The 15,230-nt window shown below is 66.1% G+C and carries 15 protein-coding genes; 13 read left to right on the forward strand and 2 right to left on the reverse strand.

Going from position 1 to position 15,230, the window contains the following annotated elements; all coding sequences use genetic code 11:
• Positions 1–11 precede the first annotated feature (11 nt).
• From AB0B61_RS49775 to AB0B61_RS49825, 11 genes are all read left to right on the forward strand, one after another.
• Positions 12–533 (forward strand): sigma-70 family RNA polymerase sigma factor, encoded by a 522-nt coding sequence (locus AB0B61_RS49775; RefSeq protein ID WP_358448099.1) that lies wholly within the window; start codon positions 12–14, stop codon positions 531–533.
• Entirely contained in the window at positions 533–1,252 is a 720-nt protein-coding gene (locus AB0B61_RS49780) for a zf-HC2 domain-containing protein (RefSeq protein WP_358448101.1), read from the forward strand. The genes AB0B61_RS49775 and AB0B61_RS49780 overlap by 1 nt, the downstream gene beginning before the upstream one ends.
• 616 nt (positions 1,253–1,868) lie before the next feature.
• Entirely contained in the window at positions 1,869–3,848 is a 1,980-nt protein-coding gene (locus AB0B61_RS49785; RefSeq protein WP_358448103.1) for a sugar transferase, read from the forward strand.
• A gap of 254 nt (positions 3,849–4,102) precedes the next feature.
• Positions 4,103–5,527, forward strand: a complete 1,425-nt coding sequence (locus AB0B61_RS49790; RefSeq protein ID WP_358448105.1) for a serine hydrolase domain-containing protein — start codon at positions 4,103–4,105, stop codon at positions 5,525–5,527.
• A gap of 524 nt (positions 5,528–6,051) precedes the next feature.
• Complete coding sequence (locus AB0B61_RS49795) at positions 6,052–6,342, forward strand: hypothetical protein (protein ID WP_358448107.1); 291 nt, start codon at positions 6,052–6,054, stop codon at positions 6,340–6,342.
• Positions 6,343–7,346: 1,004 nt separating this feature from the next.
• Complete coding sequence (locus AB0B61_RS49800; RefSeq protein ID WP_358448181.1) at positions 7,347–7,673, forward strand: PadR family transcriptional regulator; 327 nt, start codon at positions 7,347–7,349, stop codon at positions 7,671–7,673.
• Entirely contained in the window at positions 7,670–8,026 is a 357-nt protein-coding gene (locus AB0B61_RS49805; protein ID WP_358448109.1) for a DUF1048 domain-containing protein, read from the forward strand. Before AB0B61_RS49800 ends, AB0B61_RS49805 begins: the two co-directional genes overlap by 4 nt.
• A 1-nt stretch (position 8,027) precedes the next feature.
• The gene (locus tag AB0B61_RS49810) at positions 8,028–8,354 is read left to right on the forward strand and encodes a DUF1048 domain-containing protein (RefSeq protein WP_358448110.1); all 327 of its coding nucleotides are present in this window, start codon (positions 8,028–8,030) and stop codon (positions 8,352–8,354) included.
• Positions 8,355–8,864: 510 nt separating this feature from the next.
• Complete coding sequence (locus AB0B61_RS49815; RefSeq protein WP_358448111.1) at positions 8,865–9,758, forward strand: alpha/beta hydrolase; 894 nt, start codon at positions 8,865–8,867, stop codon at positions 9,756–9,758.
• Positions 9,759–9,858: 100 nt separating this feature from the next.
• Complete coding sequence (locus AB0B61_RS49820) at positions 9,859–10,602, forward strand: ATP-binding cassette domain-containing protein (protein WP_358448112.1); 744 nt, start codon at positions 9,859–9,861, stop codon at positions 10,600–10,602.
• A 9-nt stretch (positions 10,603–10,611) separates the two neighbouring features.
• On the forward strand, positions 10,612–11,373 hold the full coding sequence (locus AB0B61_RS49825; protein WP_358448114.1) for an ABC transporter permease: 762 nt from the start codon (positions 10,612–10,614) through the stop codon (positions 11,371–11,373).
• Between the two features lie 209 nt (positions 11,374–11,582).
• On the opposite strand, the gene AB0B61_RS49830 is transcribed toward AB0B61_RS49825, so the two are convergent.
• Complete coding sequence (locus AB0B61_RS49830) at positions 11,583–12,407, reverse strand: hypothetical protein (protein ID WP_358448115.1); 825 nt, start codon at positions 12,405–12,407, stop codon at positions 11,583–11,585.
• A 187-nt stretch (positions 12,408–12,594) separates the two neighbouring features.
• Here AB0B61_RS49830 and AB0B61_RS49835 point away from each other — a divergent pair, with 187 nt between their 5' ends.
• Positions 12,595–13,968, forward strand: coding sequence for a serine/threonine-protein kinase (locus AB0B61_RS49835; RefSeq protein ID WP_358448117.1), 1,374 nt, complete (start codon positions 12,595–12,597; stop codon positions 13,966–13,968).
• A 15-nt stretch (positions 13,969–13,983) separates the two neighbouring features.
• Here the strand turns inward: AB0B61_RS49835 and AB0B61_RS49840 are convergent, their stop codons facing one another.
• The gene (locus AB0B61_RS49840; protein WP_358448119.1) at positions 13,984–14,706 is read right to left on the reverse strand and encodes a TetR family transcriptional regulator; all 723 of its coding nucleotides are present in this window, start codon (positions 14,704–14,706) and stop codon (positions 13,984–13,986) included.
• Positions 14,707–14,845: 139 nt separating this feature from the next.
• On the opposite strand from AB0B61_RS49840, the gene AB0B61_RS49845 reads away from it, so the two are divergent.
• The gene (locus AB0B61_RS49845; RefSeq protein ID WP_358448121.1) at positions 14,846–15,202 is read left to right on the forward strand and encodes an antibiotic biosynthesis monooxygenase family protein; all 357 of its coding nucleotides are present in this window, start codon (positions 14,846–14,848) and stop codon (positions 15,200–15,202) included.
• The last annotated feature ends 28 nt before the right edge of the window (positions 15,203–15,230 follow it).

Genomic DNA, 15,230 nt, shown 5'->3' on the forward strand with positions numbered 1-15,230 from the left:
CCCCTTCTCACATGGGTGTGGACATGACCGATGCGCATGCGGCACTCCTGCGGGCACTGTACGACGAGCACGCGCCCGCGCTGTGGCGCTTCGTTGTCCGCTTGACCGGCGACAACCAGTTCGCCCATGACGTCGTCCAGGAAACGCTGCTACGAGCGTGGAAGAGCCCGGAGGTCTTCCACAAGGGTGAGACGGCGTCGCGCGCCTGGCTGTACACCGTGGCCAGGAACGTGGTGATCGACCATAGCCGCAGCGCTCGGGTACGCCGGGAGGTCGGCACCGACCGGCTTCCCGAAACGTCCAGCGCCGACCAGATAGACGCCACACTCGACGCCTGGCTGGTCACCGACGCCCTCGCGCAACTGTCGGAGAACCACAGAACCGTCATCGTGCGCACCTATTATGGCGGCGAATCCGTCGCCGAACTCGCCGACGAGCTCGATCTGCCGCCCGGCACGGTGAAGTCGAGACTGCATTACGCTCTCAGGGCCCTGCGACTCGCGCTGCAGGAAAGGGGGGTTACCACTCATTGATGTCCTCAACGGATCCGTACGCGGAGTGGGACGCGGCGTACGTCATGGGGGCCCTGTCACCCCGCGAACGACTCGAGTACGAAGAGCACCTGAGCGGATGCGCCGCCTGCTCGCAGGCGGTCGCCTCGCTCGCCGGCATACCCGGCATCCTCTCGACCGTCCCGGCGGACCGCGCCCTGCGCCCGCCGCACGCCGACCCCTCGCTTGCCGAGGTGCCGGCGAGCCTGCTGCCCGAGCTGATGGACTCCAGCCGGCGGGCCCGGCGGTGGGCCAGGGTACGTGCCGCCGCGGTCGCCATCGCGGCGGCCCTTGCCGGGGTGATGGTGTCCCCGCTCCTGCTCGACCGGCAGGAGGCAGCCCTGCCGATGCAGGCGTCCCCGCTCCCGCCCGAGCGGCAGCAGGCCGCCCTGCCGATGCTGCAGACGATTCCCAGCCCTGTCACCGCCGAGGTGCGCGTCATCCAGGAACCCTGGGGCACTCGAGTGGAGTTGACCTGCCGTTACGCCGTGCCCGCCGACCCGGCCCCGCCCAAGACGTTCGAGTACGCCATGTACGTCACTGACCTTCTGGGCAGCAGTACCAAACTGGCCACCTGGATGGCGTCGCCCGGCACCACGACCATGCCCGTCGGCACGACCGGGCTGACCATGAAGCAAATCAGGAGCATCGACGTCCGGCTTACCAAGAACGGGCGCGTCCTACTCGACAGGCACCTGTAGCGGCCGACTCCGAGGGCGACGCTTGACGACGCTCCAGTGAGCCTCGCCCCGAGGCTCCCGGGGCGATGGCTCCGGGCCGGCCGATAATGCCATCCGCGCAGTTCATCCGGCTTGCATGGCTACCACCTGCGCTGCCTGGCCGATCTACCGGTCGGCGGCGCGAAGTGATACCCCCGTGGACGTGACCGAATCGGCGTCGACGGTGGTCCGATAGGTTGACGGGGCGTGGTTGGCCAAAGGCATCTGGGCGGTCATATGGGTGAGGACCACGGCCAAGTAGCGACCGGACCAAGTGGGCATTGACTCGTGATCTTGCTGACTGTATAAATGGTGTATTTATGTGGTATTCGTCCCAGGTGGCGACATCGACATCCGATATGGGGATCGCGAATGCATCGGCTTTTGGTCGAACGAGGTCTTTGTTCAGCGGGGGCAATGTAAGTCGCGGCTTCGTCCGGCCCGCAAGGCGCTCGCCATCGGCGGGGGCGCTACGTTGCCGAACGCGCATCGACCACCACTGCATCGAGCCTTGCCGGCCGGCAGTGAAGGCGGTCCCGCCATCCGTCGGCGTAGATGCTCCGTTAGTGATTGCGAGCGGTTGCTGTAGATCATGGAGATGAGGAACATCGCCGCCAACGATCTGGCCCATGCGGGGATACTGATATTCGACCCGGAGAACTGGCTCAGCGCGGGGAAAGGCGTCCGGAAGGCCGCTGATGATCTGGCCGAGGGCGTGGACGAGTTCTGCCGGGCGGTGGATGAGCGCCCTTTCGGTCAGGACGATCTAGGCCGGGCGCTGTTCGAGGGCGATCCCGAGGCGGGCATGCCGGGGTTCGCCCGACTACGTGACGACCTGCTGAAAGACCTGGTCGGAGCGGTTAACCTGCTACGCGCGATGGCGGCCGGGATGGTCGTCGCCGGGTGCGGGTATGCCGCAACCGAGGACTTGAACGCCAGGATGATTGCCGGGGGCAAGTACGCCGAGGCCGGGGAGGCGACCACCGAGATCCCGTACGCGCAGGGATACCCGGGATGGCTGACGGATCCGGATGTCTACAAGCCCGGGCTGAGCCCGAGCGGTCTGCCGACGACCACACCAGCGCCTGACCTCGTGAGCCAGGCGATCTGGTTCCTCGAATCTGTAGGAGTCGGGTCCGCGTGGCCGGATGGTGATCTCGACGGTGTGGCGCGGCTGCGGGATGCCGCGACGGCGGTGGGACGCGTGGTCGCTGACGTCCAGGAGCAGGTCGCCGGGCAGGCCGGGCGGGTGACCGGGGCCGGGTCCGGGCTGGCCACGGCTGTGTTCGGACGTACCACGCGGGTGGTGCACGGCGAGAATGGGCAGTTGGCTGACCTGCATCGGCGGTGCGCGCATCTCGCCGACAGCGGCCAGATCGGCTACGACGCGATCGTGGAGGCCAGACGGCGGTTCCTGGCATCTGCGGCGTTCGTGGTGGCACTGATGCTCATTGCGAAGCTGCTGGCCCCCCGGCTCGGCCCGCTCCTCGACGCCGTGGTGAAAAAGCTGCTCCGAACCGAGGGCCAGGTACTGCGGATCACTTTGCTGATCATCCGTCAGGCGGCATTGGGCGCGATGTACTCCGGCGGACTGGGCGCGATCAACCAGCTGTTCGCCACCGGCACCATCAATGTCGGGAAGCTGGTTCGGGATATGGTGCACGGAGCGCTCGCCGGCGGGTTGATGGCCGGTGCGCACGGCGCGCTGCCCGCGTTGCTGCGCCGAGGCGGACCCGCGCTCACCGGCCTGGCCGAGGCCATGGAGTCGGCCACATGGGAGCGGGCATTCTCCCGGATCATGGTCGGCGGTGCGGTGAGCTCAACTGTGCTGGCAACCACGGGATGGGCGAGCGGCGCCGGCTGGGATTGGAAGCACGCCGCTGAGATGGGCTTCGGCATGGCCGCTCTCAGCACCGGCGCGGGTATCGCCGCTCGGTCCTGGCCTGCCCCACCCTATGCGAGCCTGAGGGGCAGAGAATGGAAGCAGAGCCCGGCCAAGCGGTGGCATGACGTCAAATGGGCCACCGGGATTGTCATGATCACCACTCCTGCGAACGCCATCTTCGCGCTCGCAAAGTTCGCTGAGGACGGAAGGAATCCCTTCTTCTTCCAGAAACGGGTTGGCCAGTTCGACCACGAGTTCGACATGGCCAAGGGCCGTACGATGAAGATGACCGACGGCATGAAAGGCGGTAGCGGCGAACGTACGAGCGTCGGTAACGGGTGGTCGCGAACCACTCTCGACGAGACCGTCCAAATGCTCTACAACGTCATCATCAAGGGAAACATGTCGGTCGTGAACGACCGACCGCTATTGACCCCCGACAGACAGAGAACAGTAGCGGCGCTCGGGCCCATCCTGGGGCCGCGCTGGAACGAAGCGGATCTGGCCGGAAAGCCTGGGTGGCTCGGCGCCTTCCCCAACAAGACCGTTGAGCTCAATCTCAAGCAGGGGACATTCGCATACGACCTTCAACGAGGCTTCACGGGCCTCTGGCATGACCAGCACGCGAGCCTGAAACTGGACCGGGAGATCGCCCGGAAATTCCTCTCCACTTACTGGAAGCGCATTCTCTAGGCTCGATCTTCCGTGCGCCCAGCAGGACACGGGTTCGCCCTGGCGGGCGGCTAGGCGGTGCAGGCCTATGGCGTACTCCAACGGCCCAGCGAAGACATCGACCTGTCCACCTCGAGCCTCCGCGACGACTTCGCCGAGGGCGTCAGCAAGATCTGCGCCGATTGTTCGCGGGGGTGCCGCGTGGTGGACGGATGTCGCGTGCGCAGGTAGGAGTCGTAGGCTTCCAAATTCTTGGGCCGTCGGCCGGTGCTGCCGTGAACGAGCAGGTCGTCGGGATGGGCGGCACGGGCGAAGCGCCGGACGGTGTTGCCGCCCAGGGACAGCGGGCGGGCGATCTCCCGCAGCCCTCGGCCTTGCTCCAGCAGGGCGTGAACGGCGGCATGCCGCTCCCGGGTCCGGGTGGCGATGCGGTCCTGACGGTCGGCCGTGTCGTCGTGTGTATGATCTGCGGGTCGGCCTCATGGACGTCCCGTGGCGAACTCGCGGGCCCGTTGTCGGCGGCTACGCAAGGACTCTTCATGCGGCTGCCCGAATTCCGTGTTCCTGTCGTGCTCACATTGGTGTCGATGCTGGTGCTGGCCGCCTGCAGCAGCAGCAACAGCGACACCCGCCCGGCAGATCCTGGCTCCTCTTCGGCAACGCCTGGTGTCGTGGATCGGTCGATCCAGGCGATCCTCGACAAGGCCTTGCCCCGCGGCGGGAGCGGCACGGTGATCGCCGCCCGTAACGGAAGGGTCGTACACTGCGCCGGCTACGGCATGGCCGATCGGGCCCACCACATCTCCGCGAACTGCGAGACGGTGTACGACATCATGTCGATGACGAAGTCGTTCACCGCCGTGGCGATCATGAAGCTGCAGATGACAGGCAAGCTGCGGGTGAGCGACCCGATCAGCACATACGTCGGCCCTGTACCCGCGGACAAGCGCAAGATCACAATTCACCAGTTGCTCACCCACACATCCGGGCTGCCGGAGGGCCTTGGCGACGACTACGATCCGATCTCCCGCCAGGAGATGATCGCCGGAGCCGCCAAGTCCAAGCTGGTCGCTCCACCTGGCACGAAGTTCGCCTATTCCAACCTGGGCTACAGCCTGCTGGCCGCCATCATCGAGATAGCGGCCGGCACGGACTACGAGCACTTCCTGGCGAAGGAGATCCTTGCTCCTGCCGGAATGACCCGCACCGGCTACATCTTGCCCCGCTGGGACACCGGCCGGATCGCGGTGGAATACAACGAAAAGGGCCTCTCCCAGGGTCGGCCGCTGGACCACCGGTGGGCCGCAGACGGCCCGTACTGGAATCTGCGCGGCAACGGCGGCCTGCTTTCTACTGCCAACGACATGTACCGCTTCCACCGTGCGCTGGCTGGCGACACGCTTCTGGATCGCGACGCAAAGGCCAAGATGTTCAAGGCCTACGCCCCCATCGGACTGCCGGGGTATGACGGCTACGCCACTGGCTACGGGTGGGTCATCACGCCCGATGGCGCTCTCGCGACACACTCCGGCGGCAACGGCTGGTCCTATGGCGTGAACGTGCACGGTGTGCACAGCGATCTGATGGTGTTCTGGATCAGTAACCAGGCCGTCCAAGCCGGGAAATGGGATCTCCAAGATCTTGCGAAACGGCTCACCTTGACGCTGGTGGGCCAGCGGGGGGTCGGAGATCCTGAATGAGGCGGAGCAGCGGGCGTAGCCGATGCGGATGCCGGGGTTGAGACTGGCAGGAGTCGTTGATCGAGTGGGCAGCATCCTGGCCGACGCGTCGTCAGCCTGGTCACGTGTGTGATGAAAGCTCCGTAAGCGAGGTGCCGGCCGCCTCGTCGGGTCGGCCCGCTGAAGCCCGCCGGCCGCAGTGGTAGTCCAGGCCTTCCTCGAACTCCAGCAGCTCGGCCTCAACGGGGAAACGGACCCCGTGTGCGCCTTTTGGCGGGCGGGGCAGGATGTGTGCTGTGGAAGTCGAGGGAGCCGGTGCGGGTCGGTTTCGGGATCCCGGTGTGCGTCTGTGGCATTTCGCCAAGGAGATTCTGGTTCGGTGTCCGCAGTGCGACGGACGTGCGTTGGTGGCCGTACATCCTGATCATCGCGACGGTCACGCGTACGCGATGGGCTGGTTGACGGCGCCGCATCGGCTGACCTGTCTTGGCTGTGGGCACGTCGCCGAGTGGGTGCCGCGGCGGTGGAGTAGTGGTGTTGGGGATGTGTACTTCAGCGGTCGTGGCGCGCTCGTGGTGCCGACGTTCGGCGGGCCGGATGACCCCTACTTCCGGCTGCCGTTGTGGTTGCGGCGGGCTTGTTGCGGGCGGGTGTTGTGGGCGTACAACGTGCCGCATCTGGAGCTGCTGGGGGCGTACGTGGCTGCGTTTCAGCGGGAGCGGCCCAGCCCGGCGGGGTCGCAGACGTTGCTGGAGCGACTGCCCGCGTGGATGAAGGCGGCCAGTAACCGGGCCGAGGTGCTCGCGGCGATCCGAGCGCTGCGTGACGGGGCGTAGGCGGGCTCTCGTCCAGGCCCGGGGGAGCGAGGATCGGCCCTACTGCTGGCCATAGCGGGCATATCTGACGGTATGTGACCGATCCCGCAGGGCCACTCGGTGTCTCTCGCCGCTACCGGGTGTCGGTGAGGCGGAGGACGCCGAGCATGTCGGAGTAGCGCGGATCGCTGCCCGAAGTAGTACTGGATCGAGCTGTCATTGGTGGCCGTACCGCCGCCGTAGTTGGGGCAGCCGCCGCTCGCCTGACACGCGCTCGCCGAAGACGGCTGGGCGTAGGTCAGGCACCAGGTCGTCGTCGTGCACGTGCGATAGGCCGTGTTGGTGAACACCTGCCCGGTCGAGGTGGTCACGTCCTTCTTCGTCCAGGACGCGAGATCCTGCTTGAGCGTCCCGGGGAAGGCTTGCGCGGTGCTCATCGCCCGGCGCGTGGTCCGCGCCGCGCGATTCGGGCGGGGAGTCCATGAACCCGCCCGCCGTCAGCACCTCGCAGTCCAGGCGTCCCCGCCCGCCGGCTATTGCCCCCGGAGTTCGTCGAAGACCTCGTCCTGGCCCCACAGGGAAAAGCCCTGAGGGGTGTCCCTGCCGCACGAGACGAACACCTGATAGTTGCCGCTGGAGTTCTTCATGATGGTCAGCGTGCAATTGCCGGCGAACGCGGGCCGCCGTCACGGTGATGACACCTGGAGGGCGCTCCTCAGCGTTCCACTCGATGGAACGCCGTGGTGCGAATGTCCGCCGCCAGGCCCTGGACCCGTACCAGCAGTCGATCAGCGCGCCGTTAACGGGGATGGTGTCCGCAGCGCTCTGCATCACAAACCACCATAATCGCCGGTCAGGTGCAGGTTCGCGGGACCTCCGCGCCTACTGGAGACGACCCCTCTCGGCGAGGCGTCTACACCATGCGGTGGTGCTGGCGTGCCGCCCGTTCCGTTGTCCACTACTCTGTGGTACGTTGTAGAAGTACTCGGTGCTACAAAGTACCGGGTGACGGAAGAGGATCCATGATGGACGGCCTGACAGAGATGCTGAAGGGCACGCTTGAGGGCTGCGTGCTGGAAATCATCGGTAGCGAGGAGACCTACGGGTACGCCATCACGCGCCGGCTGAACGAACTCGGCTTCGCCGACGTCGTCGAGGGGACGGTTTACACCATCCTGTTGCGGCTGGAGAAGAACGGGCTCGTCCAGGTGACGAAACGACCGTCCGGGCAGGGGCCGCCGCGCAAGTTCTATGCGCTCAACGAGGCGGGGCGCGAAGAGCTCGCAACGTTCTGGGCGAAATGGGAGTACATCACATCACGGATCGACAAGCTCAAGGAGGGCGGGAGATGAACTTCTGGGAGACCATGACGGGCAGCGATCTCACCAGGGAATGGAAGGCGTTCGAAGTCCGGGCCGGGGTATTGCCGGCCGACTACCGGGCGGCGTGGGAAGAGATCAAGGGTCATCTTTCCCTCTACGCGGACTTCACGGGTCGCAACCTGATGCCGATTCTCGACAGTGCTCTGGGGCTGCTCGAAGAGACAGCGGCCGATGGGCAGAGCATTCACGACGTGCTGGGTGACGACATCGCGGGCTTCTGCGCGGCGCTGGCCGGCGGAGAAAGGGCCCGAGGATATCGCGACCGGTGGCGCGAGCAGTTGAACAGGAACGTCGCCAGGAAATTGGGCCGGCTAGGAGGCTGACGTGGGCATCCAGGACATCATCGAAGGCAAGAAGCAGTGGCGGGCGCACAAGGCGCGGGTCAAGGCGCTCCCGCCGGACTATCAGATCGTCTACAAGGAGATTCAGAGGTACTTCTTCAAGGTCGGACCGATCGACCTGCTCGACGGGTCCCTGCTGTCAGGGATCGTCGATTTCTTCGAGGAGGGCGCCGCGGCCGGCAAGGGAGTCCTGGAACTCATCGGCAACGACGTCGCCGCCTTCTGCGATGACCTGATCAAGGACTCGCGCACCTACGCGGACGTCTATCAGGAGTCCATCAGAGGGGAATCCGGCACGGCCGAGAAGTAACACCCCTCGACCCCGGCCGAGTACCACTTGATCAGCGCCAGCGTCTGCATCAACGGCGCATGCACGGTGCTGGTCGACCCGAACTCCAGCGCCTCGATGATCTGAATCAAGCCCGTGCGGGTAGTGGTTGGTGCGGGAGGCCTTGAACACGCGCTGCTTGTACTGCCGGTACGAAGATCCCTTGGCCTTTTACTCGTGCAGCGGCCTCACCAGAGTCTTGTAGCCGCCGGGCACCGCGGTCCTCGACCGTATCGGTCGGTGCCTCCAGCGCGACCTCGATCATCGAATCTGAACTCTAGCCCCTCACCGTCCCGCTCATTGGCGCGGCCCGATCGACATCTCCACGGGCAGCGGCGAGCTCCTCATCCGCGCGATCGGCGCTTGCGGGGCCATCAATGAACTGCAGCGGACACCCCGAACCGGCGACCCGCCCAGAGGCGACATCGTCGTCGACCACGCGCACGGCGCGCTCACCGCGAAAACCGCCTCGGGCGCCATCCGAATCGGAGAGTGTTCCTCCTCGCCTGCGCCGGAAACCGCGAGGTCGACATCCGCGAGAGCTCCGACGAACCCACAGGACAACGAAGAAAGAAACAAAGAGCCATGACCCATGCGAAGTGGACCGGCATGATGCCGGTTGACGATACAGCCCTGGCCGTCACCGACACCGGCGGCCGCGGTATCCCTGTGGTCTACCTCAATGGCCACACCGCCACTCAGGGGTACTGGCGGCGGGTCATCGCTGACCTGGGGACGGGGTGGCGGCACATCACCTACGACATGCGGGCCCGCGGCAAATCGAAGCGTTCGGCGGACTATTCGTTCGAGACGAACGTGCGGGATGTCGATGCCGTTCTGGCGGCCAGGGGTGTGGACCGGGCGTTACTGGTGGGCTGGTCCTACGGAGCGTTCGCCGCCGCGCACTGGGCCAGCCGCAATCCCGCCCGTACCGTGGGCGCGGTCCTGGTCGATGGCGCGCAGCCGTACGACTGGCTCGACGACGCCATCGAGCAGCGGATCCGGAAGCTGTTTCGGCGGATGAGCTGGCTCCTGCCGTTGCTGCGCCCGACGGGCCTGACCCCGCGGATGAGCGCTGAACAGATCGCCAACAGCAACATCGAGATCGGCCGGATCGCCCGCGAGCGCGAGCTGGGCCCCGTGCTGGACAACATCACCGTCCCGACCCGGTATGTGGTCGCGTCGGGGGCGTCCCTCGGAAGCAAGGGTGATGAGCAAGAACTGATCCGCGCCAGCCTCACTCAGGTGGTCGAGCGCAACCCAAACATCAAGATCAGCGCGAAGGTCCCCAGCAACCACGGCTCGATCCTGCGTAAAGACTTCCGCGCTGTCGCCGACGCTGTCCGCGAGGTCGCCGCCCTCGACCGCGAAGGGAATCCTCGCTGATTGACCAGCTGACCAACACCATCGATCGCGCCACGGGCGACAAGCCGTGACCAAACAGAGAACGGATATCCGAATGACAGCCAATAAGGTCCGAGGGCCTGTGATCCACGTGCAGGGTCTGGAGAAGTCGTACAAGGAGCTGCGGGTGCTGCGCGGCGTGGACTTCTCCGTGGCGCGGGGCAGCATCTTCGCCCTGCTCGGCTCGAACGGGGCGGGCAAGACCACGGTCGTGAAGATCCTTTCCACGCTGCTCAAGGCCGACGCGGGCACGGCCGGCGTCAACGGCTTCGACGTCGCGACGCAGGCGGCGGACGTGCGGGAGTCCATCAGTCTCACCGGGCAGTTCGCCGCCGTGGACGAAATCCTCAGCGGGCGGGAGAACCTGGTGCTGGTTGCCCGGCTGCGGCACCTCAAGGATCCGGGCAAGGTCGCCGATGACCTGCTGAAGCGTTTCTCGCTGACGGATGCGGGCGCGCGGAAGGTGTCGACGTATTCGGGTGGCATGCGCCGCCGCCTGGACATCGCGATGAGCCTCATCGGCGATCCGCCGGTCATCTTCCTCGACGAGCCGACCACCGGCCTCGACCCCCAGGCCCGCATCGAGGTCTGGCAGGCCGTCAAGGAACTCGCCGACCACGGCACAACGGTGCTGCTCACCACGCAGTACCTGGACGAGGCCGAACACCTCGCCGACCGGATCGCGATCCTCCACGAAGGCCGGATCATCGTCAACGGCACCCTGGCCGAGCTCAAGCAACTGCTCCCACCCGCCAAGGTCGAATACGTCGAAAAGCAGCCGACCCTCGAGGACGTCTTTCTCACCCTCGTCGGCACGAAGGCATAAGGAACAACGATGAGCAAGCATTTCTTCACCGACACCGCCGTCCTGCTGGGACGCTCCCTGCGCCACATCACGCGCAGCCCGGACACCATCATCACGACCGCGATCATGCCGATCGCCATGATGCTGATGTTCGTCTACGTGTTCGGCGGCGCGATCAGAACAGGGTCGGATTCGTATGTGAACTACATGCTGCCCGGCATCCTGCTCATCACGGTCGCCTCGGGCATCGCCTACACCGCATACCGGCTGTTCATGGACATGAAGGGCGGCATCTTCGAGCGATTCCAGTCGATGCCGACCGCGCGGTCGGCCGTGCTGTGGGCGCACGTGCTGACCTCGCTGGTCGCCAATCTGATCTCGCTCGTGGTCGTGATGCTCGTGGCTCTGCTCATGGGCTTCCGCTCGGGGGCGGGAGTGCTGGCGTGGCTGTCGGTGGCGGGCATCCTGATCCTGTTCACCCTGGCGTTGACCTGGATCGCCGTCATCCCCGGCCTGTCCGCCAAGACCATGGAAGGCGCCAGCGCCTTCTCCTACCCGCTCATCTTCCTGCCGTTCCTCAGCTCGGCCTTCGTGCCCACCGCCACCATGCCCGGCCCGGTGCGTGTCTTCGCCGAGAACCAGCCGGTCACCTCCATCGTCAACGCCATCCGCGGCCTGTTCACTCAGCAGCCGGTCGGCACTGACATCTGGATCGCCCTCGGCTGGTGCGTCGGCATCCTCGTCGTCGCGTACTTCGTCGCCATGAGCACCTACCGCCGCAAGATCTCCTAGGCGTATCGGATCGACCTACCGCCCGCTCCGCGAGCTGGTTCGGCTCCAGGCCGGCGCACTTGTGTGCCAGGGTTTCCCGATGCCAGCGCAGGAATGCCACCAACGTCGTACGCTCATCCGCTTGCGATGGCCGTTTGGCACGGGAATTGCCGTCACTCCGGACGAACGGAGGGCTCGACATCCCAGCATCTTTCACCACCGCAGAGCGGTCAGGAGTGAGCGTCCCGCCATTTCGTGTACTCCTTGGCGGTGATCACTTGGTCGGCGGGTGGCTGGCTGATGTGCAGCTTCATACCCCATCTGGATAGACGGATGTCGACGATTTCGGCAGAGATGTATTCGTCCGGGAAGCTCTTATTCTTGGTGTTGTTCGGTTCACGCCATGCGCTCCACGCCCTGCGGACGAGCTGGTCCTGGCCTATCCACAACTTCCAGGAGACCGTCCAGTCCGGGTAGTCCTCAGGCTTGGCGCCAAAGCCGATGTTCATCTTGGGATACGCCTTGCCCAACTCAGCGAAGGTGATCACGCCTTCGTAGAGCGTGGTGCGGGTGCCGTCATAAACCGGGCCGGGCTGCGTGCGGGCGGTAGTGGCGAGTACGGCTTTGAGCGTGGCGGGATCGGTGACACGGATGTGCCCTACCTCGATGAGGAAGGGCGGCTGTAAATCTATCAACACCCACTTCTTCTTGGGATGCCGCAGGGCTGGATCCTTGTCGTACTCGTAGAAGCGCTTGCGCGTTTGTATATGGCGGGTTCCAGGCGATGGATAGGTCAGGTCGGTCGCCATGACCCCGCCCTTGTCGAACTCGACGACGCCGGTGGACCATTTGGTCGGCTTGCGGGAGTCTGAGGCGACAGTGGTTGAGGCGGAATAGACGGTGATCCGCGCGCCATGTCTCTTGACGAACTGGCGTTTCAGCGCGGCGACCGGGTCGAGCGCGACAGCGGCTTGGCCTGCTGTGATGTGCTGGTCGAGAGCGGCGTTCGCGCTGCCCGGAGTGCCGGTGGCCAGCATCGCTACGGTCAGCGCCATGGCCGGGGCCACCCTCCATCGGCTCATTGCGGCTCGTCTCCTCCTGCTCCAGGCCCGAGCCGTACGGCGTGGGGCGTTCCGGGAGTGATCGTCACAGAAGGAGATCACGCCTCCATTACGACCGCTCGTTCCTCCAACACCTTGAACGACCTTCGGTCCGACAAAGCCTGTAATAAGGTCCTGGATCATGCCCGAGCCTCTCTATCCGGATGACCCACCAGCAATCGGCCCATATCGGCTGATTGGCCGCCTGGGAGCCGGCGGGCAGGGTGTCGTTTTCCTGGGCCAGGCCAGGGACGGGCGGTACGTGGCGGTCAAGGTGCTGCATGACGCGGTCTCCGACCAGGTGCTCGAGCGGTTCGCCAAGGAGGTGGCCGCCGCCCGGCGGGTTGAGCCGTTCTGCGTCGCCCAGGTGCTCGACGCCTCCTTCGAGGGCCGGCGACCGTACATCGTCACCGAGTTCGTCGAAGGGCTCTCGCTGCAGCAGGCCGGCGTACACCACGGCCCCGCGCTCCACCGGATGGCGGTGTCCACCGCGACGGCGCTCGCCGCCGTCCACCGGGCCGGAATCGTGCACCGCGACTTCAAACCGGCCAACGTGCTGCTCGCCAAGGACGGGCCCCGCGTCATCGATTTCGGCATCGCCCGCGACACCGAGGCATCCCTCACCGTCACCAGCAGCATCGTCGGCACCCCCTCCTACATGGCGCCGGAACAACTCGGCGGCCACTACACCGGACCTGCCACCGATGTGTTCGCCTGGGGTTCGGTGATGGTCTACGCCGCCACCGGCCGCCCGCCGTTCGGCGTCGACCACCTGCCCGCCGTCATCTCGCGCATCCTGTACGCCGCCCCCGACCTCGGTGACATGGCCGAGCCCCTGCGCTCCATCGTCACCAGCTGCCTGGCCAAGGAACCGTCCCGCCGCCCTACCATGCAGGACGTGCTGCTCCAGTTGCTGGGGCAGCAGCGCGTACGGCCGATCGCCCCGTCCGAACTGGTCGCGGACACCAGGCCCACGGTCCGTTCCACGCCCCTGCGCACCGGCCTGCTCGTTGGCGGCACCGCCGTCGTCGTCACCTCCGTCACCGTCACGGTGACACTGCTGCTCGGTCTTCCGGGGGGAGGCCCGAACCGGGCCGCGGACGGCGCCACGAGCTCACCGGGCGCCGAAGCCTCCGAGTCCCAGGGGAAACAGGAACCGGATTCCTCGACGAGTTCCCCCACGAGGCCTTCTCCCACAGAGTCCACGCCGCCCCCGACGCCGGAGGCCATCGTGTTCGGCAGCCTGGTCGCGCAGGGCAGCAAGAACGGAACCTGCTACGAGAGCGGCGTCCGCGTTCGGTTCCGAGGGAGGATCCTCGACGACGTCGAACCGATAGGGCACCGCTGGGTGCTCGACGGTCGTGAGATGGGCATGACCACCAGCTACAGCCCCAAGGGGCCCTTCGAGGTCGTCACCCGTGAAGGTTTCTCCGAACCCGGCACCCACACGGCCACCTTCTGGCTGCTCAGGCCGGGCACGCGTCGCTCCAGGACCATATCGATCAAGGTCTGCTGACGGACGCGACCACTCTTACCGGGAACGAACGGCAGAGCCGCCCTGCGTCGCGTCGCCCAACCCCGCCAGTCCGGTGTCGATGAGCCGGGCCGCGCTGTGCACGTCGGTGATGACGGCGTGGCGGACCTGTTCGGGTGTGTGTTCGCCGTTGAGGCTCCGGCGCAACGCGCTGAACTGGACACGCCAGAGCCCAAGCAGCGCGGTGGCCGCGATCTGGCACAGCGGATCGTCACTGCCGCGCCCGGTTCGGGCGGCGAGCGCCTCCGCCGCGACCGTGACGAGTTGCTCGGTCATGTCCCGGTGGTACGCGCGCAGTGAAGGCGTGGACAGGATCAGAGCGTTGAAGTCCTGGATTCTCGCGCTGGCCTGAGCCAGGTCTGGTTGCCCGCCCAACCAGGACACCAGGGCGTCCAACTCGCCGGCCAGGATGTCCAGCACCGCGTCGGTGGGGGTTCGGTCGGCTCGTGCCAGCCCGGTGCGCAGCGCGGCCATCGTCGCTTCGGGGAGGTCGACGATCAACGCTTCTTTGCTGGGGAAGTAGTTGAAGACGGTCTTCTCGGACACCCCGCACGCCGCGGCGATCTCGGTGACGCGCACCGCGTCGAATCCGCGCTCCAGGAACATCGCGGTGGCGGTGTCGGTCAACTGCTGGCGCATGAGCCGCTTCTTGCGCTCCCGCAGCCCCTCCACCACGCCGGACCTGTCGGGCGCCTGCCAGTCCACGGTGGGTGAGCTCATGCCCGAACTTTAGTTACTGCGACTGCAATCTTCCAGTCGCCGAAAGTAGTGCCGGGTACGCCCTTGCGGCAATAAGTTCAGTCGCCATAATCTTTCAGCGCCAGTAGATATTGCGACTGAAGACGCTCGGAGCTGTCTCGTGAGTGAACCCCTCGTCCTGATCAACCTCTTCTCGATGCCCGCCGAGATGGTCGACGACTTCGTCGGCCAATGGGAGGCCGGCATCGCCGCGGCGAAGAACGCCCCAGGCTTCCGCGGCACCCGCCTGCACCGGTCCCTCGACCCCGACGCCCCCTATCCCGTCGTCAACATCGCCCGGTGGGACAGCGTCGAGGACTGGCAGGCCGCATTCGACAAGTACTTCTCCGGCCCCGGCCGGCGCGACGACGCCGAGCAGGCGGACGGCGGCTGGGGCGCGGTCTCCGCGCACCCGGCGCTGTATTCGGTCGCGCATGTGACGCCGGATCCGATGGCCTCTTCGGACGCGCACTCGTGACGCCGTCGGGCGAACTGTTCGCGGAGAC

The sequence above is a fragment of the Nonomuraea sp. NPDC049158 genome (genome assembly GCF_040648335.1).
Classification (GTDB): Bacteria; Actinomycetota; Actinomycetes; order Streptosporangiales; family Streptosporangiaceae; genus Nonomuraea.

Excerpts from the sequence above, each read along its gene's own strand:
- AB0B61_RS49775 (WP_358448099.1), top strand. The coding sequence starts at position 12 with ATGGGTGTGGACATGACCGATGCGCATGCGGCACTCCTGCGGGCACTG.
- AB0B61_RS49780 (WP_358448101.1), top strand. The coding sequence starts at position 533 with ATGTCCTCAACGGATCCGTACGCGGAGTGGGACGCGGCGTACGTCATG.
- AB0B61_RS49785 (WP_358448103.1), top strand. The coding sequence starts at position 1,869 with ATGAGGAACATCGCCGCCAACGATCTGGCCCATGCGGGGATACTGATA.
- AB0B61_RS49800 (WP_358448181.1), top strand. The coding sequence starts at position 7,347 with ATGGACGGCCTGACAGAGATGCTGAAGGGCACGCTTGAGGGCTGCGTG.
- AB0B61_RS49805 (WP_358448109.1), top strand. The coding sequence starts at position 7,670 with ATGAACTTCTGGGAGACCATGACGGGCAGCGATCTCACCAGGGAATGG.
- AB0B61_RS49825 (WP_358448114.1), top strand. The coding sequence starts at position 10,612 with ATGAGCAAGCATTTCTTCACCGACACCGCCGTCCTGCTGGGACGCTCC.
- AB0B61_RS49830 (WP_358448115.1), bottom strand. The coding sequence starts at position 12,407 with ATGGCGCTGACCGTAGCGATGCTGGCCACCGGCACTCCGGGCAGCGCG.
- AB0B61_RS49835 (WP_358448117.1), top strand. The coding sequence starts at position 12,595 with ATGCCCGAGCCTCTCTATCCGGATGACCCACCAGCAATCGGCCCATAT.
- AB0B61_RS49840 (WP_358448119.1), bottom strand. The coding sequence starts at position 14,706 with ATGAGCTCACCCACCGTGGACTGGCAGGCGCCCGACAGGTCCGGCGTG.